22 protein-coding genes and 4 tRNA genes are annotated in these 23,492 nt (G+C 52.7%); 5 read left to right on the top strand and 21 right to left on the bottom strand.

The features are described from left to right. Positions 1 to 771 (top strand): IS3 family transposase (locus AAA927_RS12165; protein ID WP_338218074.1); only part of this gene is annotated, 771 nt, incomplete at its 5' end. Between the two features lie 395 nt (positions 772 to 1,166). On the opposite strand, the gene AAA927_RS12160 is transcribed toward AAA927_RS12165, so the two are convergent. The 18 genes from AAA927_RS12160 to AAA927_RS12080 all read right to left on the bottom strand — a co-directional run bounded on the left by AAA927_RS12160 (position 1,167) and on the right by AAA927_RS12080 (position 17,024). Beyond that, a complete protein-coding gene (locus tag AAA927_RS12160; protein WP_338218073.1) occupies positions 1,167 to 1,406 on the bottom strand; it encodes a hypothetical protein in 240 nt (79 codons plus the stop codon). A gap of 14 nt (positions 1,407 to 1,420) precedes the next feature. Next, positions 1,421 to 1,543, bottom strand: coding sequence for a hypothetical protein (locus tag AAA927_RS12155; RefSeq protein ID WP_338218072.1), 123 nt, complete (start codon positions 1,541 to 1,543; stop codon positions 1,421 to 1,423). 773 nt (positions 1,544 to 2,316) lie between these two features. Next, positions 2,317 to 2,547, bottom strand: coding sequence for a phage minor capsid protein (locus AAA927_RS12915; protein WP_366150664.1), 231 nt, complete (start codon positions 2,545 to 2,547; stop codon positions 2,317 to 2,319). Positions 2,548 to 2,870: 323 nt separating this feature from the next. After that, positions 2,871 to 2,956: transfer RNA gene (locus AAA927_RS12150), tRNA-Leu, on the bottom strand. Between the two features lie 74 nt (positions 2,957 to 3,030). After that, positions 3,031 to 3,477 carry a SprT family protein gene (locus tag AAA927_RS12145; protein WP_338218071.1) on the bottom strand — a complete coding sequence of 149 codons (447 nt, stop codon included), beginning with the start codon at positions 3,475 to 3,477 and terminating at the stop codon, positions 3,031 to 3,033. Positions 3,478 to 3,494: 17 nt separating this feature from the next. Then, positions 3,495 to 4,253, bottom strand: a complete 759-nt coding sequence (locus AAA927_RS12140) for an ABC transporter ATP-binding protein (protein WP_338218070.1) — start codon at positions 4,251 to 4,253, stop codon at positions 3,495 to 3,497. Then, the gene (locus AAA927_RS12135) at positions 4,246 to 5,145 is read right to left on the bottom strand and encodes an ABC transporter permease (RefSeq protein ID WP_203633664.1); all 900 of its coding nucleotides are present in this window, start codon (positions 5,143 to 5,145) and stop codon (positions 4,246 to 4,248) included. The genes AAA927_RS12140 and AAA927_RS12135 overlap by 8 nt, the downstream gene beginning before the upstream one ends. Beyond that, positions 5,145 to 6,143: a tryptophan ABC transporter substrate-binding protein gene (trpX, locus tag AAA927_RS12130; RefSeq protein ID WP_125582767.1), complete on the bottom strand. Its 999-nt coding sequence runs from the start codon at positions 6,141 to 6,143 to the stop codon at positions 5,145 to 5,147. Before trpX ends, AAA927_RS12135 begins: the two co-directional genes overlap by 1 nt. Before the next feature lie 659 nt (positions 6,144 to 6,802). Next, positions 6,803 to 7,240 carry a hypothetical protein gene (locus AAA927_RS12125; protein WP_338218069.1) on the bottom strand — a complete coding sequence of 146 codons (438 nt, stop codon included), beginning with the start codon at positions 7,238 to 7,240 and terminating at the stop codon, positions 6,803 to 6,805. A gap of 22 nt (positions 7,241 to 7,262) precedes the next feature. After that, entirely contained in the window at positions 7,263 to 9,920 is a 2,658-nt protein-coding gene (locus AAA927_RS12120) for a cation-translocating P-type ATPase (RefSeq protein WP_338218068.1), read from the bottom strand. Positions 9,921 to 10,157: 237 nt separating this feature from the next. Further along, positions 10,158 to 10,985, bottom strand: a complete 828-nt coding sequence (nadE, locus tag AAA927_RS12115) for an NAD(+) synthase (protein ID WP_338218067.1) — start codon at positions 10,983 to 10,985, stop codon at positions 10,158 to 10,160. A 57-nt stretch (positions 10,986 to 11,042) separates the two neighbouring features. Next, a complete protein-coding gene (locus tag AAA927_RS12110) occupies positions 11,043 to 12,503 on the bottom strand; it encodes a nicotinate phosphoribosyltransferase (protein ID WP_338218066.1) in 1,461 nt (486 codons plus the stop codon). Positions 12,504 to 12,774: 271 nt separating this feature from the next. Next, positions 12,775 to 13,476 (bottom strand): GntR family transcriptional regulator, encoded by a 702-nt coding sequence (locus tag AAA927_RS12105; protein ID WP_125582777.1) that lies wholly within the window; start codon positions 13,474 to 13,476, stop codon positions 12,775 to 12,777. A 75-nt stretch (positions 13,477 to 13,551) separates the two neighbouring features. Further along, complete coding sequence (gene proC / locus AAA927_RS12100) at positions 13,552 to 14,352, bottom strand: pyrroline-5-carboxylate reductase (RefSeq protein ID WP_338218075.1); 801 nt, start codon at positions 14,350 to 14,352, stop codon at positions 13,552 to 13,554. A 202-nt stretch (positions 14,353 to 14,554) separates the two neighbouring features. Beyond that, complete coding sequence (locus AAA927_RS12095; protein ID WP_338218065.1) at positions 14,555 to 15,070, bottom strand: GNAT family N-acetyltransferase; 516 nt, start codon at positions 15,068 to 15,070, stop codon at positions 14,555 to 14,557. A gap of 51 nt (positions 15,071 to 15,121) precedes the next feature. Next, a tRNA-Tyr gene (locus tag AAA927_RS12090) sits at positions 15,122 to 15,202 on the bottom strand. 61 nt (positions 15,203 to 15,263) lie between these two features. Then, the gene (locus AAA927_RS12085; protein ID WP_338218064.1) at positions 15,264 to 16,076 is read right to left on the bottom strand and encodes a metallophosphoesterase; all 813 of its coding nucleotides are present in this window, start codon (positions 16,074 to 16,076) and stop codon (positions 15,264 to 15,266) included. Between the two features lie 12 nt (positions 16,077 to 16,088). Then, positions 16,089 to 17,024: an Rgg/GadR/MutR family transcriptional regulator gene (locus AAA927_RS12080; RefSeq protein ID WP_338218063.1), complete on the bottom strand. Its 936-nt coding sequence runs from the start codon at positions 17,022 to 17,024 to the stop codon at positions 16,089 to 16,091. Between the two features lie 97 nt (positions 17,025 to 17,121). On the opposite strand from AAA927_RS12080, the gene AAA927_RS12075 reads away from it, so the two are divergent. Continuing rightward, entirely contained in the window at positions 17,122 to 18,399 is a 1,278-nt protein-coding gene (locus tag AAA927_RS12075; RefSeq protein ID WP_338218062.1) for an MFS transporter, read from the top strand. A gap of 344 nt (positions 18,400 to 18,743) precedes the next feature. On the opposite strand, the gene AAA927_RS12070 is transcribed toward AAA927_RS12075, so the two are convergent. Further along, positions 18,744 to 20,213: a peptide MFS transporter gene (locus AAA927_RS12070; RefSeq protein ID WP_338218061.1), complete on the bottom strand. Its 1,470-nt coding sequence runs from the start codon at positions 20,211 to 20,213 to the stop codon at positions 18,744 to 18,746. Between the two features lie 352 nt (positions 20,214 to 20,565). Here AAA927_RS12070 and AAA927_RS12065 point away from each other — a divergent pair, with 352 nt between their 5' ends. Next, positions 20,566 to 20,979, top strand: coding sequence for a hypothetical protein (locus tag AAA927_RS12065; protein WP_338218060.1), 414 nt, complete (start codon positions 20,566 to 20,568; stop codon positions 20,977 to 20,979). Between the two features lie 49 nt (positions 20,980 to 21,028). On the opposite strand, the gene AAA927_RS12060 is transcribed toward AAA927_RS12065, so the two are convergent. Further along, entirely contained in the window at positions 21,029 to 21,826 is a 798-nt protein-coding gene (locus AAA927_RS12060) for a DNA/RNA non-specific endonuclease (RefSeq protein WP_338218059.1), read from the bottom strand. Positions 21,827 to 22,086: 260 nt separating this feature from the next. On the opposite strand from AAA927_RS12060, the gene AAA927_RS12055 reads away from it, so the two are divergent. Both AAA927_RS12055 and AAA927_RS12050 read left to right on the top strand, forming a co-directional pair. After that, positions 22,087 to 22,938 (top strand): hypothetical protein, encoded by an 852-nt coding sequence (locus AAA927_RS12055; RefSeq protein ID WP_338218058.1) that lies wholly within the window; start codon positions 22,087 to 22,089, stop codon positions 22,936 to 22,938. A gap of 206 nt (positions 22,939 to 23,144) precedes the next feature. Then, positions 23,145 to 23,217 (top strand) — tRNA-Thr (locus AAA927_RS12050). Between the two features lie 148 nt (positions 23,218 to 23,365). Here the strand turns inward: AAA927_RS12050 and AAA927_RS12045 are convergent. Continuing rightward, positions 23,366 to 23,438, bottom strand: a tRNA-Asn gene (locus AAA927_RS12045). Positions 23,439 to 23,492: the final 54 nt, after the last annotated feature.

Genomic DNA, 23,492 nt, shown 5'->3' with positions numbered 1-23,492 from the left:
CGGCTTAGGCGTGATAAGAAGCCTGATAAGTATGCCGAGGTCAAAGCCTTCATCAAGAAGTGCTTTTTCGGTTCGAAAGAGACTTATGGGTATCGTCGAATTCACGATGAAGCAGACAAAGTCGGCTTCCACTATGCCGAGGAAACAATTAGACGCCTAATGAGTGATATGGGATTGAAATGTGTGATTTACTCTAAACATACTTCCAAATACCACTCCTACAAAGGTCACGTTGGTCTCATTGCGCCTAACATCTTGAATCAGAAGTTTGAAACCACACAGCCACTCACAGTATTCCACACCGATGTGACCCAGGTACGGTTGTACAACGGCGAGTGGGGCTATATCTCGTCAATCACAGATGAAGCCAGCCGTGAAGTGATCGCGGCTATTGTCAGTGCTTCTCCCAATAAAGCTTTGATTCAAGCGTCACTTGATGAATTGGAGCATCACCTTAAAGAAGGCATCAAACCAACTCTTCACTCTGATCAAGGGTGGCAATATCAAATGGCAGACTACCAGCAACGTCTCAAGGCTATGAACATTACACAAAGCATGTCTCGTAAAGGTAACTGTCACGATAATGCGCCCATCGAAAGCTTCTTCAACCTCCTAAAACGTGAGTGCTTGAATCGGTATCAGATCAACACGCTCTCAGATCTGCGCAGGCTGGTGAACGGTTACGTGGATTGGTTTAACAATGTTAGAATTTCAAGAAACAAAAATGGCTTGACCCCAGTTGAGTATCGGGAACAAGCCATGATTGCATAATTCAAAATCTAAATTGTCTAACTTTTCTATTGCACTTCAGTCACCACGAGGCTGAGCTATGTACCATTTTTATACGCTATTCCGCTGAAAGTGACCCTTTCACAAGGTGAGTTTAGGTGTTTTCTGCTATATTGGTTGCAAACTGTCTGATAAAGGTTAATCATCTCCACCAACGGCAGGTCGAAATCATCACAGGGTCAGGCTGCCTAGCCAACATCCCCCTTGTGGCTTTTGAAAACTGGTTGCCAGAGATTATCAACGAGCACACTGACCACTCAAACCCATTGAAGCCGCCGGGGCATGTGCGCTGCAATCTATAGTTGTACCTGATCAGGGCTGAATATCAGCCCTGTTTTTTGCCTCAAATTAAAACGCCCGCATGTGGCGAGCGTTCATCAATACCATGCGATTGTTTTCTGGTCTGGATAGTTTTTTTCACTAACAAAGGTGTGAATACTTCTGATTGCATGATTTCTATATGCCTGCCAAGAATCTCCATCGGATTTAACGATTATTGGCATTTTGGAGGTGTCCATGGACTGCTCAACCACTCCATATTCTCTTTGATTACCTTCCACGAAATATTTATAAACGGCTTTTTCAGAATCAACACTGACTTTCTTCATAATAATCAAAATGGACACCTCCTTTATTGACTGTCTTGCAACGCTCTCTTGTAATTAGCAATCTTGTTCGCAATCCGGTGAGCGTCTTCATAGGTCATGCCCAACCGTTGCATTAAGTCTGCCTCTGCCAATTCATGCTTATCCATAACAAAATCCATAGGCATTGTAGTCATTAGGTCTTATCAGATAGCTACAACAATGACTTTGCCATGTCTGGATCCGGGAGGAAACATTCTTTTTCTCCATCCTTAAATTAATCCTAGCATTTGCTGCAATGTTTTGCACAGCGTCTTGTTTACGCCGTTTCACTATTTGCTCATAAAGTTTTCGCCACCATGCAAAAATCATCTGTAATAAGTTGCCCCTTTAGTCCATCACGGTAATAATTTGCACTGTGATTCAAGACACCCGAAGGCCACTTAACCATTGAGCGGCTGCCAGCATACTTAGTCTTGTCCAGCGAGCTCAATACTCGTTCACGGTCATAATCTCGAATTACGAAATCAATTACCTTGACCAACCCACAAAGCCATTTTGCTGCTTATGAATGAATTGCCTCTATTTCAGAACCCCAAACTCATCACCAAGCTTGTCTGCAAGGTCAAGCTGCTTCTTATACCCACGGACTCGAAGTTCCCCCTCACACTGCTTGGCAACAACATCACCGTTGGCGATTTCCCCTGCTGGTTATACTGAGACTGGTTGTCTGATCTTGCACTTGGCACATATAGCCATTTGAGATGGTGGAAGTTGATACCAAATGTGCCTGACGGCGTGCCGTAGCCGTGATCATACAAGCTGAAGCAGTGATCACCTGTGTTAGCTTCGGTGAAGCTCTCCGAGTCTGGTGGTAATTAGCTTGCCCTGAATGGGCGCGCAGGCAGCACGGCTGACCTCATGTCTGCTCATGACGAGGTATCTACGCCAGGTAATCGGCCGCCTGATCTCGTACCCTTTGGAAAGCGCGGCAGCTAGTGTTGTCTACGACTAAACGTGCATAGCTCTCTAAGCTCCCTCTGTGTCTTGGCGAACAGTCTGAGGTCAATGCCTTTGTCGCGCTACCGGTGATGTTAGCCCTGAGTGCCTGATCATGTGTCCTAAAGCCAGCTAGCACATCGGCAGTGGTCTCTTTGATGATCTGCTGATAAATCTTGGCGGCCGGTATTGCTCCCCTGCTACTAACTTACAGCGTCTGGTTAAAGTTTTTACCGAGCGCTTGAAAGATTTGCTTGAGACGGTCATCTACGACCTGATTGATAGTTGGATGAACCCTTCAAAACCGCCGTTTAACTGTAGATTTAACGTAAAACAATGTTACGAATACGGTACCGATTGTAATGTACCGGATTTGTACCGTATTCTGGCGAGAACGTGCGTGAAGCTGTGATATTTTGGGTAACAAAAAAGCCCCACGATTAGCGGTTTTACAACCGTATCGTGAGGCTACATCGTTCTATGAACCGGTAAATTCTATGCGGGTGAAAAGACTCGAACTTTCATGATCAACAATGATCACAAGATCCTTAATCTTGCGCGTCTACCAATTCCGCCACACCCGCATGGTATGCCAGAAGCACAAGAAATAGTATATGGGAGCACACCGGCAATGTCAACGGCTTTCCGCCTTTTTTGCTCAATTCGCCGCCACCAGCACCAGTGGATGATGACACCGTCCGCAAGCAAAACGCCGTAGATTAATCCGGCGCTGGCGTGGATACTCAAGTCCGCAATAACTGCAGCGATACAAGTACCGCACCGGTTTGCTGGTCAGCCGCGGCGCATAGCGCAAGCCGCCGACCTGGGCTAACAACTGCTTGAAATCATGGTCGCGGTGATGATACCCGCGATGCAGGCGGTACAAGTGGTAGTGGCACAGTTCATGGCGAATGATGCCAATGCGCACTGTTTCGTCTCCGGCAGCAAACAGGCTTGGATTAAAATCCAAGTTTTCATCTGGTAGGTGGAACCGCCCGCCGGTGCTGCGCAGGCGCCGGTTAAAGGTGGCGCGATGAACAAACGGGCGGTGAAAATCGCGCAGCGAAACGGCTTCAACCAGCTGTTGTAGTTCCTGATTAGACACACTGCGCCTCCTAACGTTTAACCAAAGTATTCCAGCAAATCGGCCCGCGTTAACTTGGCCTTGGCTTCAGCATCATAGTCAAAAGCAATCTGGCCATCTTTTAGCACAATCATGCGGTTGCCATAAGCCAGCGCGTCTTCAAGCTGATGGGTAATCATCAGGCAAGTCAGGTTTTCGCGACTGACGATTGCCTGCGTCAGAGTCATAATCGCCTTGCTGGTGTGGGGATCCAGCGCTGCGGTGTGTTCATCCAGCAGCAACAATTCCGGCTTGGTCATCGTCGCCATCAACAGGCTCAAGGCCTGGCGCTGGCCCCCCGACAGTTCCTCGGTCGGCTTGTTCAGCGCCTGATCTAGCCCGTTGCCCGTTTGCGCCGCGAGGGTCTTGAACTCAGCCAGGCGCGCATTGAGCTGGCGGGAACCCAGCGACAAGCGCTTGCCCCGGCGGCTGGCCAACAGCAGGTTCTCAGCCACGGTCATCCGCGGCGCGGTGCCCATTTTCGGATCCTGAAAGACCCGAGCAATCAATCGCGCCCGCCGCTCAGGCTGCTCATCGGTGATGTCATGGCCAGCCAGTGTGATGCGACCGCCAGCCACTGGCACATCGCCAGTAATAGCATTGAACAGCGTGGACTTCCCAGCCCCATTCGCACCGAGCACTGTGACAAATTCACCGGGCTTCACGCTGAGGTTGATATTTTTGAGCAAGGCGCGGGCGGTATCACCCACCGCCACATTCACCGCAACATTTTCTACTTGTAATTGCACATCAGTCATTGTGTTGCACCCCATTTCTCAAAACGCGCCGGATCCGCAGCTTGTGCTCCATGGTTGGCACCATGATGGCAATCGCCAAGATGATGGCCGACAGCAGCTGCAAATCGTTGGCCGAAAAGCCCAGCGCCAGCACCAACAGGAGGACGAAGCGGTAGAGAATACTACCAAGCACGGTAGCCACCAGCCGCTGACTTAAGGTCAATTCGCCAAACAGTACCTCGCCAATGATGATGGCGGCCAGGCCGATGACAATGACGCCAATCCCCATGTTGACATCGGCATAACCGTTGTTTTGGGCAATCAAGGCGCCGGCAATGCCGACCAAGCCGTTACCAACCACGAGACCAAGGATTTGCTGGTGCGCCGGATTGATGCCGAGGCTCCGGGCCATGGTCGGGTTATCCCCGGAAGCGATAAAGCCCTGGCCAATCTGCGTGTTCAAGAACAGAATGAGCAGCGCGACCACAATGACGGCGACGATGAGGCCAACTACCACGCTGTCAAAGTATGGTGGTAAGTTTTTCAAAAACGGCGCGTTGAACAGGTTCGCCTTGTTGAGTAAGGAAACATTCGCGGCCCCCATGATGCGCAGGTTAACGGAATACAAACCAGTCATGACCAGAATGCCGGCCAGCAAAATCGGCACCTTGCCAGTGGTGGTCAGAAATCCGGTTAACGCCCCAGCCGCCATCCCGGCCAGCATCGCCAGTAATGTCGCAATCAGCGGCGAAATGCCATGGGAAATGGCACTGACGGCCACCGCCGCCCCGAGCGGAAATGTGCCTTCGACGGTCATATCTGGGAAATCCAAAATCCGGAAGGTCAAAAACAACCCGACCCCAAGCAGCCCATACAAGAGCCCTTGGCCAATTGCAGATACCCCTAAACTAATCATTTGATCACTTCCCCATTCTTTTCAGCGTCTTTGATGACAGAATCTGGAATCGTCAACCCAATCTTCGCGGCTTGCTTCAGGTTGATAATCAGCTTGCCTTTTTTCTCAAAGTGAATCGGCGTGGTGGCAGGATCCTTGCCGTTCAAAATGGCCGCGGTCATCTTGCCGGTTTCAACCCCGAGTTGATATTGATTCAGGCCCAGCGTGGCCACCCCGCCGTCTTTGACCATGGTATCCACCGTTGGGAACACCGGAATGTTGCGGCTGTTAGCCACCTGGACCAGCGTCGGCATCGCACCGGCAATCGTATTATCGGTCGGAACGAAAATGGCATCGACTTGGGTGACCATTTGGGCCGCCACCTGATGCAAATCATTGGTCGAGGCGATGGTGAAGTTCTTCACCGTGAAGCCTTCTGCCGGCGCCGCTTTGGTCACCATTTTGGCTTGAACCTGAGCCGAGGCATCACTGGAAGTGGAAATCACGCCTAAGCGCTTGGCGTTTGGCATCAGCTTGCGGACCAGCTTCAGCTGCGCTTTCAGCGGGGCTTGGTCAGACACGCCGGTGATGTTGCCCCCGGGCTTTTGATTGTCCTGCACCAACCCGGCACCTTTGGGATCGGTGATGGCGCCTAGCACAATTGGAATTTTCTTGGAAGCATCCGCTAAGGCTTGCGCTGACGGGGTCGCGATGCCGATCATGGCGTCGGCTTTTTCGTTGACGAAGCGTTCGGACATGGTTTTCATGTTGCTTTGATCGTTTTGCGCGTTTTGAAAATCGATTTTGACGTTTTTGCCGACGGTGTAACCTTCGTCCTTCAAGCCGGCGATAATGCCTTTATGAATGGCATCCAACGCGGGATGGCTCATCAGCTGCAAAATCCCCACGGTTTGCACCTGCTGTTTCGGCTTAGCGGCTTCTGGTTTGCTGGTGGTGACAAAGGCAAACCCCAAAAAGCCCAGTAACACCACGATTAATCCAATCATTCGTTTCATGTTGTACTCCCCTTTTCCACAAAAAAATCGGCAGACTTCTGTGCACAGGTGTGCGGAAATCTGCCGAAACAAAAATCCGCATAGTCCCAAATTAAGCGGGGTCTATGCGGACACGTGTAAAACGCCAACATAGACACGACCTGCGCATCTGGCAGGTCGCGCCTTGCGACCTACCTACAGTTGGCTTTGCCAGCGAACATTAATTTCGGTAGTGTACTGCTTCATGTTGGTGTCCTCCTTGAATTCGATGCCTTTATGTTACGAGTTCAGATTTCTGCTGTCAACTGGGAAATCAAACTTTTTTGATTTTAGGGGCGCGGGTGCGGCTAGGCGCCGGCTTTGGGCTGCTGCGGGGGACGGCTGGAGCCACAGTACGGTCTCCAGCCTCAACGGGAAGCCGACCATCGCTTCCGCTCCGTGTCGTCTTCCCATTGCCCCCAGTTGGCACAGGAGCTGCCTGCAAAAAGCGCAGTCACCTCGTGTCCCAACTGTTTCGCGGCGGCCCAACGCCTCTGCCTCACCAGCCGCACCCGCTAGATAACAGTATGCTTAACTGGGCAATCTTTCTCGTGGACTACCGCCACAATCAATTGATCTAACGGGTCAATCCATTAAAGCCCCACCAAAAAAGCAACCAGCCTGAGCTGATTGCTTTGGGTCTACGCGAGGCGCGTAATCTTACTGAGTTGCGTCAAAATGTGCTCGGTGGCATCATCTTGCGCTTTTTCGGCAGCGTCGAAGGCCGGCTGATCCAGGTCAGCGGGCGTTTCGCCTAAGCTGGCGGTCATGGCTTCGCAGCCGGCGACAAAATCGCGATAGGCACTGATCAGGCGCTTGTGCGTGCCGATGAACCGGGCTGGCGGCATGGTGCCTTCCAGCTGGGCCAAGAGTTCAGCGTAGTGCGCGGTGCCGGCGGTAAATAATTCGTGGGTGCTAGTGTATTCACCAGCGTCGAATTCAGTGAGTTGCTTGTCGTCGATAGCTTTGCGCAAAGCAGTGAACTTGGGGCTTAAGCGGTTTTGTTCTTCTTCGGTGCCACTCATCACGGCGTTCATCACGTTGCTGTAGTGGACCATTTTTTGCTGATTTTTATTCATGAAATAACCTCCGCTCCCCAGTTTACCGTTTTTTGGTAGCGCGTAAAACAAATTTCACGATTTCGACGATGACAATAATCGCCACGCCAGCGCCCAAGACAATTGCCCATTGGAAGAGATCCAAGGTAGTCACGTGGAACAGGACGTTAAAGCCTGGGACCAAAATCGTCACGGCCAGCAGCAAGCCACTGACCAAAATGGCCCAGTTAAAGGCTTTGTTCCGAAAGGCGCCCACAGTGAAGAGGCTTTGGTGCACCGACTTCACGTTGAAGGCGTGGAACAGTTGAATCAGGCCCAAGGTCGCATACGCCATGGTCAGTGCATCGGCATGAATTGCGGCGTAGCTGGAGTGAACCGGCCAAGTGATGGCGATAAAGTACACGCCTAAGGTCAAGGCCCCTTCCAGTAGTCCTTGCCAAATCACCGCCGGGCCAACGCCGCCAGTGAAGAAGTTGGAAGCGCGGCCGCGCGGCTTTTGCTTCATGATGCCTGGTTCGGTGGGTTCAACGCCCAGCGCAATCGCTGGGAAGGTGTCGGTGACCAGGTTGATCCATAGGATATGCACTGGCGCCAGCAGATCCCAGCCCAGCATGGTCATCATGAACAAGGTCAACACTTCACCGAGGTTGGCGGACAAAAGGTACTGGATACTCTTTTGAATGTTGGAAAAGACCTTGCGCCCTTCCTCAACGGCAATCACGATGGTCGAGAAGTTATCATCCGCCAGCACCATATCTGAGGCCCCTTTGGAGACTTCGGTGCCGGTGATGCCCATGCCAATGCCAATGTCAGCGGCTTTCAACGCCGGCGCATCATTAACGCCATCGCCGGTCATCGCCACGACTTTGCCGCGCTTCTGCCAAGCGTTAACAATCCGCACCTTGTGTTCCGGCGCCACGCGCGCGTAGACGCTGTACTTGGTGACATTCTTTTCAAATTCGGCATCGCTTTGCTTGTCCAGCTCGGCGCCAGTAATCACCGCGGCATCGTCGCCAGGTTCGATAATCCCCAACCGCGCCGCAATCGCTTCGGCGGTATCTTGGTGGTCACCAGTAATCATCATTGGCCGAATGCCTGCCGCTTTAGCTTCCGCGACGGCTTTGGCCGCTTCTGGGCGCTCTGGATCAATCATTCCCACCAACCCAGCAAAAATCAGGTCTTGCTCGATGGTGGTGGTATCAATGGTCTTTGGCAACGTGTCCAAATGCTTGTAAGCCATCCCCAACACACGCAGCGCCTGGGTGGCCATGCCTTTATTGGCACTCAAAATTTGTTTTTGATCGGCTTCGGTCAGCGGTGCCACGGCATCGCCGGTAGCCAGCTGGGTAGTGCGCTTGAGCAGCTGATCCGGTGCGCCTTTTGTCGCCACTAGATAACTGCCATCAGCCAGCTGATGAATGGTGGTCATCAGTTTCCGTTCCGAGTCAAACGGCACTTCTGCCACCCGCGGTTCCTTGGCCAAGGCGGCATCAAGGTCAAAGCCTTGCGTTTTCCCATAGGCGACCAGCGCGGTTTCGGTGGGATCACCTAACAACTTGCCATCATCTTGGACCTGCGTGTCGTTAGCAAAGTTCATGATGGTCATGATTGGGTTGGCCGAGGTGATGCCGGCGCTAGCGTCGTGCAGCGCGCCATCGTAGTACACCTTTTCCACCGTCATTTTGTTTTGGGTCAAGGTACCGGTCTTATCCGAGGCAATGATGTCGGTGGAGCCCAGGGTTTCCACCGCCGGAAGCTTCCGGACCAAAGCGTTACGCTTGGCCATTTTCTGCGTGCCTAAGGCCAGAATAATCGTGACAATCGCCGGTAAGCCTTCTGGAATGGCGGCCACGGCCAGTGAAATGGCGGTCAGGAACATTTCCGGCACACTTTCGGCACCGCGCCACACACCGACGCCAAAGACAATCACCGCAATCACCAAAATCATGATGGTCAGGGTTTTCCCTAAGGCTTTCAGGTTATCTTGCAGCGGCGTGGTGGTTTCATGCGCGGCATTCAACATGCCGGCAATGCGCCCGACTTCTGTTTGCATCCCCGTGGCGACCACCACGCCGACCCCACGCCCGTAAGTGATGTTCGAGTTCATGAACGCCATGTTCGTGCGGTCACCAATCCCAATGTCAGCGCCGGTCAACGGTTCGACTTGCTTGTCCACTGGCACGGATTCCCCAGTCAGCGCCGACTCTTCGATTTGCAGATTGGCCGATTCCACCAAGCGCAGATCGGCTGGCACCACGTCACCGGCCTCCAGCAGCACAATATCCCCGACCACCAGCTCAGAGCTGGGAATGGTCAGGATTTGGCCCCCGCGCCGCACATGGGCGTTTGGTGTGGCCATTTTAGCTAAGGCATCGATGGCTTCTTCGGCTTTACTTTCCTGAAACACGCCGAAAATCGCGTTCAAGATCACTACGGCCAAAATGATGCCAGCGTCGGCCCATTCGTGAACCACAAAACCCGCGATCAAGGCTGCCGCCAGCAGGACCATGATCATGAAGTCCTTGAATTGATCCAAGAACCGCTCGGCGAGGGTTTTCTTTTTCCCTTGCGCTAAGGCGTTCGGGCCATTTTGGGCCAGACGCTGAGCCGCCGTGTCAGCACTCAAACCTTCAGCCACCGTGGTCTGAACTCGCTTCAGCGCTTCGTCAGATGTGATTGCATAAAATGCTTTATCAGCCAATCAGTTTTCCTCCTCTGCGGGCTTAACTTGAAAAAAAGAGACTTGTCGCTGTCTAAACAGCGCACAAGTCTCACAGTTTCAGGTAACACCAGAATTTTTCCTAGTTGGTGGCGTTACCGCGGCTAGGCCGCTAGTTACTCCCTTATGTGTGGTCTCAGTATAACAAGTCCACTGCAGTTTTTGCAAGTATTAGCGGTAACGGCCGAGCAGGTCAAGAGATTCCGAGTTGGCTCGTGCCTACTTCCAGAACGTATCGTACACCGTAATCGGCAAGTGTCGCTTGTGGGCTGTCTTCAGATACCAGGCTTCAATCTTCTCGGCAGCGGCTTCGTCGATGGTTTTACCTTCCAGGTAGTCGTCGATTTGACGGTACGATACGCCCAAGGCCACTTCATCTGGCAAGGCCGGGCGGTCTTCTTCCAGATCGGCGGTTGGGGCTTTTTCGTAGAGGTGCGCCGGGGCGCCGAGCAACTTCAAAATCGCAGCGCCTTGCCGCTTGTCTAGGCGCGACAATGGGGTCACATCCGCCCCACCATCGCCGAACTTGGTGTAAAACCCGGTCACGGCTTCAGCGGCGTGGTCGGTACCGATCACGGCCCCTTGCCGCGCCCCGGCAATGGCGTACTGGGCGATCATGCGAGCCCGCGCCTTGATGTTGCCTTTGTTGAAGTCACTGACAGCGAGGTCATTGGCTTCAACTGCGGCGGTCATCGCGTCAACGCTGGGTTTGATATTCACGCGCATGGTTTCATCAGCTTGCATAAAGTCGATGGCGGCCATAGCGTCGGCTTCGTCGGCCTGCTCTCCATAAGGCAGGCGCACAGCAATAAAACGGTATGCTTCATCGCCAGTTTCTGTGCGCAGCTCTTTAACGGCGATTTCGGTCATTGCCCCGGCCAATGTTGAATCTTGACCGCCGGAAATGCCGAGGACATAGGTTTTAAGGCCGCTATACTTTTTGAGATAAGCCTTGAGAAAATCAACCGACCGCCGCAGTTCGGTTTGCGGGTCAATGGTTGGCACAACGTGTAAGTCATCGATAATCGTTTGTTGTAATGGACGCATAGTACTCTCCTTTGATTCAAAGCAGCGGAGGCCGCGGCCCCCGCTGTCGCTGGACAATTATAGTTGCTGTTTAGCCACTTTGGTCTTCACATGCTTGATCAGATCCATCTTGTTGTCCCACAAGGTCTGAGACAAATCGACTGGGTATTCTTGTGGATTCAGCACCCGGGTGTATTCGTCCCACAGCGAATCGACACTGCGCAGGCAAAATTCGCGGATGTCACTCAGATTTGGCAGCTGGTAAACCTGTTCGCCTTGATCAAAAATCAGTCTGAGCACCGGCCGGGCATCGAAATCACGCACGGTTTTGTTGATGTAGGGATAGCTGGGATGGAACATGTAGAGTTCATCCAAACCGGCCACTTCTTCTTCCGCCCGCGCAATGTAATCCCCTTCGGACTTGCCGTTGGAGTGGCGCGTAATCCGCCACACTTGCTTTTTAGATGGGGTCGAAACCTTTTCCGCATTGCTGGACAGCTTGATGGTGTCCACCATCGCACCCGTTTCGTCTTCAATCGACACCAGCTTGTAAACCGCGCCCAGCGCAGGATGGTCGTAGGCAGTGATCACCTTGGTGCCGACGCCCCAGACATCGATTTTGGCCCCTTGCATTTTCAGACTCTGAATTGTGTTTTCATCCAGGTCATTGGAGGCAACAATTTTGGTGTCGGTAAAGCCAGCCTCATCGAGCTGCTGGCGAACGCGCTTGGAGATGTAGGCCATATCGCCAGAATCAATGCGCACCGCTTGGAAATCAATGCGGTCGCCCATTTCGCGCGCCACCTTGATCGCCGCTGGCACGCCAGAGCGCAACGTGTCATAGGTGTCCACTAGGAAGGTCACGTCATGATTGACCTCGGCGTAAGCTTTGAAGGCCTGATAATCATCGCGATAGGCCTGCACCAAAGCATGGGCATGAGTGCCGGAAATCGGAATGCCAAACAGCTTGCCGGCCCGGACATTAGAGGTGGAATTGAAGCCGCCGATATACGCAGCCCGGGTGCCCCATATGGCCGCTTCCGTTTCCTGCGCGCGGCGAGTGCCGAATTCCATCAGCGGATCGTCGCCGACCACCGCGCGAATCCGGGCGGCTTTGGTGGCGACTAGGGTCTGATAGTTCAGCATGTTCAAAATTGCGGTTTCTACCAGCTGCGCCTGCGCCAGCGGGCCTTCCACCTGCATGATGGGTTCGTTGTTGAACACTAAGTCGCCTTCAACCGCCGACCGCACCGTGCAGGTGAACGCCATGTCCTTTAGGTAGGTCAAAAATTCTTCAGGATAAGGCGTGGTTTCCCGCAGGTAGGCAATGTCATCATCGGTGAACTTCAAATCTTGCAAATACTTGACGACATGTTCCAACCCAGCGAACACCGCAAAGCCGCTGCCAAATGGCAACGTGCGGAAGTACACTTCAAACACCGCATTGCGTTCGGCAATGCCTTGCCGCCAATACGTGTACATCATGTTCAGCTCGTAAAAGTCGGTATGCAAGACTAAGCTGTCGTCTGCATATTTCATAAGTATTCTGCTCCTTCTGCCACCGGTTGCCCGAGGCGATCAGCTAGTTTCATTCTTTCCAGTTGCTCACCATTATACCAAACCCAGGCGCCGTCGCGGCACTTGATTCGCTTATTCAGCCGAATCTTCAGGTTTTGTCAGGCTAAAATGGCGCTCAGCGACGGCCCAAGATGAAAATTCACCGACCAGGCGGCCATGAAATTTTCAGGCGATCATGCCAACAAAAAAGCGTCTTGGCCGTATCGCCAAGACGCGCAGTGATTTGTTATTTTTAGCGTTCCAGATAAAACTCGAAGCGTTCGCCCACATATTGGGTCCGCACATATTCGAACGGCCGGCCATCTTGCAGATAAGAAATCTGCCGCAACCGCAAGATGGCATCCCCGCGGCGAATGTCGAGAAATTCCGCAATCCGCTCGGAAGCCGTCATGGCGCTGACGGTTTGATGCGCCCCGCCGAGGACATAGCCGCCTTTTTTCTCCAAAGTGTGGTAGAAGGATTTGGTCACTTCGGCCTTGCTGAACATCTTGACCAGCTCATAAGGGACCGTGGCCACTTCAAAGCTAATTGGCGTCTCGTCCGCGAACCGAATGCGCTCCATGCGCAGCACTTGATCACCGTCAGCCAGCTTGAGCTGTTCGCTTTCCGACAAGGAAGGCTTGGCGACGTGGTAGGAAATCGTTTTGCTGGAAGGCTTTTTCCCTTGGGCAATCATGATGTCCGTAAAACTGGTGACGCCGGACACTTTTTCCTGCACCTTGCGATTGGCCACAAAGGTCCCGGCCCCAATGCGCCGTTCAAGAATACCTTCATCGACCAGCGTTTGAATCGCCTGGCGTAAGGTCATCCGCGACACGTTGAAGGTCACCGCCAAGTCGCGTTCGCTTGGGATGCGATCGCCGATTTGCCATTTACCAGCTTCAATTTCCTGCCGAATTTGATTATGGATTTGAATATAAACTGGCGATTCCACGCTGCCCCATTCCTTTCCTAAACCCACGGTGCTATCACCATTATTGTAAATGGTATAGACCGAAATAGCAACCCTTTACCGCGATTCTTGGTCCTTGGCGATGGTTGCATCCACGCCTGCCACCACTGATGGCATGAAACCAGCCGCTTCCATCGCCAGCATCCCTGCCACTGTGGTGCCACCGGGGCTGGCGACTTTATCAGCGAGATCCATCGGGCTATCGCTGCTGGCAACGACCATGGCACCGCTACCGAGCACCGCTTGCGCCGCAATCTTAGTGGCGGCCTGTTTGGTCAGACCGTACTTCACCCCAGCGCGGCTGAGGGCATCGATGAACATGTAGACAAACGCTGGCGAGCTACCGGCTAACGCCACAAAGGTCGAAAAATCAGCCTCCGGCAACGCAATGGTCTCACCGAGCTCCTTCAGTAAATCAACCACTGCTGGCAAGCTAGTCGCCGCCGCTTCATTGGCGGCATACGCTGTGATCCCGGCATTAATCGCCACATTCAAATTCGGCATCACGCGCACCAACGGGATGGCTTTGGTGCCAAGATCGCCTTCTAGTTGCAATAACGAGACCCCGCTCAGCAACGACAGAATCGGCACCGGTTTGGCGGCCAAGGCGGGCGCGATTTCATCAATCACATCCGACGCCAGTTCGGGGTGCACTGCCAGCACCACATAGTCGCTCGCTTCGACCACTGCGCGATTGGAAGCCAGCGCCTGCACGCCAATTTTCGCCGCATAGGTTTCATAGTGCGCCGGTGTCCCGCCGTGGATCAAGATATCGGTCGGCACCACTGTCTGGGCCTTTAACCATCCTTGAATAATGGCCTGCGCCATATTGCCTGCGCCGATAAAGCCGATTTTCATTGCCATCGCTCCCTACTCGTTTTCTTTCAGCCTAGCTGTTGCGGTGGGGACTGTCAATTAGAAAAGGCTGTGGCGCTGGGCGTACTTAGCCCGACAGGTAGCCTAACCTCGAACATTGAAGTCGCACTTTGACTTCGAGGGCCGAGGTGTACCTAGCTGCTCGGGCGTTGCCCAGCGCAGCGCAACTGCCCTGTGGCGGGTGTCAGCTTCCCTGCCGCACCGAAAACCCATAATGAGGCATCTCGATGCCGTAGTAATGTTTCATCATCCGCCCGCGGACGAGCATCCCGTTTCTAATCGCGACATTCATCGACGCAAAATTGGTGTCGCGAATAATGGACCATACTTCTGGCACCTTGAGCTGTTCAAAGGCGTATCGTTTGGCCCCCGCTGCCGCCTCACTGGCATAGCCGTGATGCCAGAACCGTCGGGCCAGTAAATAACCAATTTCGACCACCGACTGGTCACGGAAGACTTGTTTGGTCAGCCCGCACTGGCCGATAAATTGCCCGTCACTGCGGCGAATCACCGCCCACAACCCGAACCCATCTTCACGGTACCGCCGCCGGTTGTTGGTGAGCCATGCCACCACTTCTTCATCCGAGAAAGTATGGGCGTAGGCGTACATCGCCTTGGGGTCTTGCAAGGGTTCCTTCAGAGACGGTAGATCCGCTGCGGTCATTTCCCGGACAAAAAGTCGTTCGGTTTCAACTATCATCACACACCTCCGACAAAAAAGGCCAAGTAGCCGCCGCTACTTGACCAGAACTGGAGGATCTAGGATTCGAACCTAGGAACCCGAAGGAACGGATTTACAGTCCGTCGCGTTTAGCCTCTTCGCTAATCCTCCATCAATCAACGTTTATTAGGATAGCGAAAATTTGCCGCAAATGCAATCCTTTTCCACGCCCTTATGCTGTCAGCGTCACCAGCGTCGATTCCCATTCATGGAACCAGTCGGCAGTTGACCACTCGTTCAGCCGCTTCAGGCCGTAGCCCATGGGCTGATGAAAATATGTGGTGACCCCACGCTTAAGCGGCGCTTGCCGGCGGTGTAAATGGCCAAACACCACCGCCGCAACTTGCGCCTGCTCCAACATGGCGCCAAGCTTGGCGGAACCCATCATCCCGGTGGCCATTTGCCACCACTGATGTTCAGGGCTGTAATACATGGCCGCTGGCGTCGGCACGAAATGGGTCACGTAAATCACTCGCTTCCCGGCGTTCGCCGCCAGCGCCTGGCGCGTAGTGGTCAGCACGCGCGCCATGCGCTCAGCATCAGTGACCGGTTGATCAATCGCTGAATCTATCCAGTACGCCCGTTTCCACTGGGCAAAATCAGCGGTTTGCTGCAAGTCTTGCGGGGCCAGCGAATAGTCATACCAGCCGTTGTTGCCGATGATAACTGTATTGTCCCCGACCGTCAGCGATTGTTCATGCAGATACAGCGGGTCAATCGCCCGCTGTGCATCTTCATAACTGATGCCTTTGACCAAATCGTGGTTGCCCGCCAGGAAGCGAATCTGCACCGCCGAGCCCACCAGCTGCTGGAGATGGTGATAATACGCAAGCGTCTTTTGAAAATCATTGAAGCTATCGCCGGCATTGATGTAAACGCCGTAATGATGCGCCAGCAGGTAGGCTGCCTGCTGCCGCGCCGCTTCATCGGAATCAATGCGGTTCACGTCGAAATGGTTATCAACACTAAAACCGAGCTTCACCATGGGCACCTTCCTTTATAGACTGATAAACACCATTGTATTCTTCTCATCCGCCAGAAAATACTGCAGCCTTTTTTGCCACAGCTGCGCCATGGCCGGCTGCTCAACTGCTTGCATCAAATCGATGGCCGCCTGACAGATGGCTTGGCCCTCGGCGCGGCGTCCGGCCACAATCGCTAGCCAACCATGCGCAAAGCGCCGGACAAGCGGCTCCAAGTTTTTCAAAGCGGCTGCATCGAGCAATGTCAGAATCTGTTTGGCCGCGGGTAACTCGTGCGCCGCTAGCTGCGCGCTGAAATCACCGAACAGTAAATCAAATAACATCGTCTCATACACCGGTGTGGCCTGGAGCTGCTTGGTCAGCTTCACCGCGATTTTTAGTAGCTGCAAATTTAGCTGCGTGGGCATCATGGGCATAAACAGCTTGAACAACTGCACTTCATAAACACCCCAGCTGTCGACTTGCTGCAAGTACTGCGTCACCGGTAGCGACCAGCGCCCTGGCACCGGCTGGTCAGGATGCGAAACCAGCGCCAATAGTCCTTGGTAGAACAGATAATTAAAGTGGCGGTTGCGGGTTGAAACCGCCCGGTACGCGGCAAGCGCCTCATCACGAGCCTGCGTCAGCTCGCTGACGTTCTCACTGGAATAATCCGTTTGCTTGAGAAACGGCGACAAAAACGGCAGTTGTCGCTGCACCAAGACCATTTTCTCCTCGTCGGCATTAAGCCCCGCCGGCAAATCCGCATGCTGGGCATGATACCAAAACTCTGGATGCGCCAGATTGATCGCGGTCAGCAACGCCTCGAAATTCGGCAGTGACACCGTGCTTTTTCCGCGCTCAAACCGTGAGATAAAGGAACTCGTTAAGCCAGTTTCGGCGGCCACGGCATCCAGGGTGATGCCTTTGCTTTGCCGCAACTGGCGATAAATTTGGCCATAATTCGTCATGCTTTTCCTCACTTCTTTTGACATATATGACAAATATGCCGGGAGGCGAGCAGATTGTCAACTATGATGACCTCATCAAAGCTTGGAGGTCATCATCATGAACATTTATCGTACAAACAAACCTTTCCGTATTCTCGCTAACGCCGCTTTCCTCAGCAATATCGGCTCTGTCATGTTCAACTTTGTTTTTATGATCTACGCCCAGACCCTCCCCTTCAAAACGCTCGCCTTGTCACTGGTCACCCTCGCCAACTTGTTGCCCACGCTGGTGACGATGCCTTCCGGTTACCTGGCGGATCACACCCCCGCCCAGCGCCGGTTCAGCTTCATGTTCTGGCTGCGGCTGGTGCAAGCAGCACTTTATGTGGGCCTTGCCATCATCATTCAGGCCCCAGGCACGCTGGCGACTTTCGCCATCCTCTTGGCGATTAACGTGGGTTCCGACCTGATTGCCGATTTTACCGGTAATCTCATCTTCCATTATCAAAAGCATATCCTGCACAGCCAAGACGAGTATCAAAGCGGCCTGGGCTTTCTGTCCGGGGTTGGCAACATTATCAGCATGGTCTTTCAAGCCGTGGGCACGAGCCTGATTTTGATGCTGCACCATAACTATGTGGCTTTTGGCCTGATCAACGCAGCCAGCTTTGCCTTGGCAGCCCTAGTCTTACTCCAAGGCCGCCATCAATTTAAGGCCGCTGATACCGCGGCGGCGGCTGAACAAGTCGAGGCTGCCCCAGAGAACATGGTCCAAGGCTTCAAACGCGCCATGCAATTTATGGTGCAAGACCGCGCCTTGTTTGCCATCATCATCTTAGCCGTGGGCGTCAACGCCCTGGGCACCAGCATTGATGGCCTCCTATCGGTGCTGATTGCCAACACGACCAGCCTCTGGTTCGCCCATGACTTCGGCGTCACCTTGGCCATCATCGGCATCAGCGCTTCGCTGAGCACCACCATCGCCGCCTTATTCATGCATGACGGCTTGCAGCATTGGTCCCTGCCAGCTTTGACCATGATCACCACCGGCGCCTTGGCCCTGCTGGCGCTTGATCTCGTCGTCTGGCAAAACAATTTCGCGATGGTGGCGCTTTTGGTCATTGCCTGCTATCCCATCGGTAAAATCAACCCGCGGCTCTCGGCGGAAATCATGAGCCGCGTGGACAACCAGCACCTTGCCACCGTCGCCAGTGCCTTGCAAACCCTGATCATGATTGGCGCCCCTGCCGGCACCGCCTTGTTCCTTGGCATCGCCAACCTCAGCAGCCCCACCCTGGCCTGGGCGGTCTTTGGCGGGTGTGCGGTTCTGATCACCCTGTTAGCCGCTTGGATGCGGCGCTTTACTAGCGAACCAACAACTGCAACTGAAGAATAGAAGAAAAGCGGCTTTTACAAGTGTTTGTTGGCTGAACGCCGCCAATACCATGATGCCAGCCACCGATCTGGCGCAACGCTTATGGCACCGGGCTCGTCCTAACAAGCGGGAAGCGGCGGTCAACGGAGCTTGGGGTGCGTTGCCTGCCGTGAATCGAAAATCAGCCTTTAACCTGCGTTCTGGGCAGGCTAAAGGCTGATTTTCGCGGCAGTTTTGAAGACGCATCGGAGCGTAGCGACTGCGGCTTCGAAACTAGGTTGGAGACCGCTTTGTAGCTCCAACCGGCCGCACAGCAGGCTGCGCGCCCCAAGTGGAGCCCACCGCCGCTTCTCGCGGCCGTCAGGTTAGTTGACCCCTTGCATCAGCTTTTCGATCCGAGGCACAATCAGGAACATCACCAGCCCGAACAAAATGGTCAGGCCGCCGAAAATCCCGAAGTAAGCCAACTCGGTGCTTGGCGTGTACAGCCGCACGATCTGGGCGTTAACCGCCTGCGCCGCCGCATCAGCCAAGAACCACATGCTCATCATCTGGGAAGCAAAAGCCTTAGGCGCCAGCCGGGTGGTCACAGACAAGCCCACTGGAGAAATCAGCATTTCCCCAATTTCAACAATCGCCCATGACAATACCAGCCACAGCGGCGAGAACCGCGCGTCAGTACCCGCCAGCATCAGCGGTAGCATCATCACTAGGTAAGACACCCCGGTAAACAGCAGTCCGTAAGCAAACTTCTTCGGTGAACTCGGCTGCTTTTTGCCCAGTTTCACCCATAAGGTGGCAAACACCGGCCCATACAGCAAAATAAACAGCGGATTAAGCATCTGGAACCAGCCTGGCAGGATTTTGAAACTGCCAAAGGTCAGCTGGGTTTGGTTCGCGGCGAACACCGCCAGCACACTGGAGCCAGATTCTTCAATCGCCCAGAAAATCACCGCGGCGATGAACAGCGGTACATAAGCCCACACCCGCGAGCGCTCCACTTTGGTGACTTTCTTGCTCGTCAGCATCATCACAAAATAAGTGATTGGCACCGCGATGGCAATAATCGTCAGTAGCATAATGACATTAGCAATCGTCAAATTGCCGGTGGCCGCCATGATGCCCAGCACGATGATGGCAGCGGCCAGCCCGCCAGCCACTTTGATCAGCAAGGGCTTGAGCTCGCTAGGCTTGAGCGGATCTGGGGCCTGGTTATCCTGTTCGCCGATATACCTGCGGCTATCGATGGCATAGACAATCAGCCCAATCGCCATCCCGAAGGCTGCGAGCGAAAAGCCGACATGGAAATTGAACTTCACCTGCGCCCAGTTGACGATGAGCGGCGCAATCAAGGAACCCAAGTTGATCCCCATGACGAAAATACTGAAGCCGGAATCGCGGCGAAGATCCTTTTCTCCGTACAAATTTCCGACCATTTCAGACACGTTGGGCTTAAGTAGGCCGGTCCCAATCACAATCAGGACAATCGAGGCAAACAAAGCGCCGGCGCCAAACGGCAGGCTCAGCACAATATGACCAAACATGATCAGCACCCCGCCCCAAAAGACGGTGCGCCGCGCGCCAAGCAACCGGTCGGAAATAAAGCCGCCAATGGTCGAACTCAGGTAGACCAAGGAGCCATAAATGGACATCACCGACAGGGCGGTGCCTTGATCAAAGCCCAGCCCACCTTTAGCGACGGAATAGTACATGTAATAAATGAGAATCGCGCGCATCCCATAATACGAGAAGCGTTCCCAGAATTCCGTCATGGATAAGGTGAGCAGCCCCCGCGGATGCCCCATAAAGGCGCGGTCTTTAGATTTTTCTTTCATCGAAAATAATACTTCCTCTCATCTCGTGAATACGTTGAATCGATTTCGCTGAGAATACAAAGAAACATTATAAGCGTGAATGATTATGCTCTCAATATGAAAAAAAGGGCACCGAAAAACTCTCATGAGACTCTTTGTAAGTTTCACATTTTATACCTTGTATCGTCTCGAAAAGCCTATTTACTAGGGACTCATTCAGAATGCCGACTTTTGTCTTAAAATGTGTGATTTATGAGTGGCGCAGCGCTTTCAATTAGAACTTAATAATTATTCAAATGAGTCGAACCAAACCACCTCACCGCAGTGTGCTATACTCGAAATGAAAGATCACGGTTTAAAGGAGGCCAGCGCCATGGCCATGTGGCATTTAATGTTCAAAAAACCGGCCTTCACCAAGGGCCAAGCCAAGCACATCGTTTACACCCTCCAAGATGCTGGAACCTTTGGCGGCTTTCCCTTGAAAAAGGTCGGCATCGTCCGGGACACAGAGGACTTGCTCTATATCGACCTGGCCTTCACCCAGCCCATTGGCTTGACTCAGGCCCTGTTTGAAGAGATGGTCAAGTATCTGATGGTGTTATCCGGGCGGCTGGAAACTGCCCCGCTGTCAGTCTATTTTGCCATCATGCAAAAAACGTTTGATGAATTGGACATCACATACCAGCGCTACCCTGACAACAGCCTTGATATCGTCTTTTGGCAAGGCTCACCCATTGTGGCGCCACCAGAAGACAAGGAAGAACTGCGTTTCCGCGATGATGACTAACGAATGCAAAATGCCTACTCTGGCTCAAGTCAGGGTAGGCATTTTTAAGTTACTGCTGCGGCACTTTAACGCTTTGGTCGACCACGCTGCGTCCGGTCGCGTAATCATACTTGATGCCGGCTTGGACGTTGAAAATATAGACATTAAAATCCAGATTACCATCCGACTTGGCGCGTAGCCAGTAGCCGCGCGGCATCAGCTCATCACCGCGGAAAATCGTAGTGACCTTATAGATGACTTTTTGGCCATTGGCAATCGCATCGCGCACCTGCTGCTCATATGGCTGCATCAATACCTGGTTAGCATATTCCGTTTGGGTCGCCAGGTTCTTCGGATTGTCACTAGAGCCGAGCTCACCTTGCTGGAACTTACCATCCACATCCAAGTTCCCGGACAGCGTGTAGGCAATCAGATGCCCGCGATTTTGACGATTGACCCGCTTGCCATTCACTAAGGTATACCGATTGTGCCACCCAGTGGGCTCAAACTGCTGGCTCGGCCGCCCCGCCGACTGGATCAAGGTCTGCTTGTTCAGATACCCGGTATTGGTCGTCGTGCGATTGAGACTGTCCAAGTTGCCATAGATAATCTGTGGTCCTTGCCATTGCCGCATATTCAACCCTGATTGATTGTGATCCACCGTGACCACCGGGGCGGAATCATTTTTGTAATCCAGCCCTTCCAGCTTGGCTTGCACGCCACTAGCCGCCGGCGCCTGAATGGTGGTGCCTGCCTCACCTTTTTGCTGCAGCACGCCTAGTTGATTAGCGCCCCAGCCGACTAAGGCAATCAGCACCGCCACAACCACGCCCAACGAGCGGTACTGCTGCCGCCTCCGCTTTGCCATTTTGTTTCCCCCTTGGTTAATTGCTCATCTGTCCAGTATAACAATACTTCGCAAGCAGTGCCGGGGTTTAACCATAGAACCTAAATTGATTAGAGCTCTGAGGACTTTTCCTCTTTCAAGCGAAATATCTATTGCTTGGGTCATTGTTCACTGCACATCGCTTTTCGATTTGATACCACTTTTTTGTTGAGAGGCGTTGTGTATGCTGATTTTCGATTCAAGGCAGACGCCTGGCGAGAAGGGAAAAGGAGGACGACAACATGAAAAAGTTTTGGGTCGTGTTTGGTTTGTTTACTATCCTAATATTATCAGCATGCAACAAGGACAAAATGCAAATTGAATCTGGGGTTACAGCTAACGATGTCTTTGTAAAATACAATGGCGCAACCTATAACGCCAAAGTGAGTGTCAAACTACCTGTGGAAGCGAAGTATCTCACAGTCTATTATGATGGCTACGTCCAAAAATCACTGAAGGCCAATAGCGATCACATTGTCACTTATACAGATTACATTTACGGTAAACCGACCGTAAAACTGCTCGCCACAATCAAACAATACGAGTACGGCGACGCTTTTAGCTTGGTAGAATCGGTTGACACCCTCGCACTTAAAGGAGCGGGCCTTAAAGAACCAGCAGAGGACGAAACTGAAAGCGTTGATGATGAGACCGATTTTGACACTTCAACCGATGATTCTTTTGAAGATGAATCGGAGTATGACTCTGAAGATGACACATCTTCATCAGAATCGTTTAACGCAGCGGACTATAGCACCGGAATTACTTTTGAAAACCTTGCCCGTACTCCGGACGAGTACAAGTACCGGAAGTTTCAAATGACAGGCAAGGTACTTCAAGTCATGGAAGGTGATGAGGTAAATAACCTTCGTGTTGGCATCAACGGTAAATACTCTGATGTGGTTTTAGTTGAATACGATCCTGGAATCATGGCAGGTTCACGGGTGCTAGAGGGCGACAAGATAACCTTCTATGGTACTAGCTTTGGCACAACGTCATATGAGTCTACTATGGGTGCCACGATCACAGTACCGGACGTTTTAGTCGTAAAGATTGAAGATTTCGGTAATGCTCCAGCCAATTATGGTTATTGAAATCGAGTAAATATACTTCTCAGGCATGAGCTAACAGTGTGGTTCCGGCGCACTGTTTTTTGTTGATTGGGCTATCTCGACAGCATTGGGCATCATTTTGATGATTTGAAAACGCCCCTGGCGCGGCCTGTTGTTTTGCCTAAAAAGGGGTTTACACCGGCTTTTCCCTCCTGTATAATTACGTTTGTTGTGATGAAACACATCATGCCGTCTTAGCTCAGCTGGCAGAGCATCGGTATCGTAAACCGAGGGTCGAAGGTTCGAATCCTTTAGACGGCATCTTTCACAAATAGGTCCTGCTAATGTCAATTAGCGGGACCTATTTTATTACTCCAATCCGAATAGCCTCAACGTCGTAACCACAACTGTCTCGCAAAAATAGGCCTGATCATACAAAAAAACCAGCCCGCTTGGACTGGTTATTTAGCTCCGGATGTCAGGCTCGAACTGACGACAACCTGATTAACAGTCAGGTGCTCTACCAACTGAGCTAATCCGGAATAAAAACAAAGCGCGGCAGCTTCCTACCCTCGCAGGCAGTCACCCACCAACTA

Source organism: Lacticaseibacillus salsurivasis (genome assembly GCF_036246225.1).
In the GTDB taxonomy this organism is placed as follows: Bacteria; Bacillota; Bacilli; order Lactobacillales; family Lactobacillaceae; genus Lacticaseibacillus; species Lacticaseibacillus salsurivasis.
Note: the sequence above shows the minus strand (reverse complement) of the source record. Positions and strands in the feature narration are given on the sequence as shown.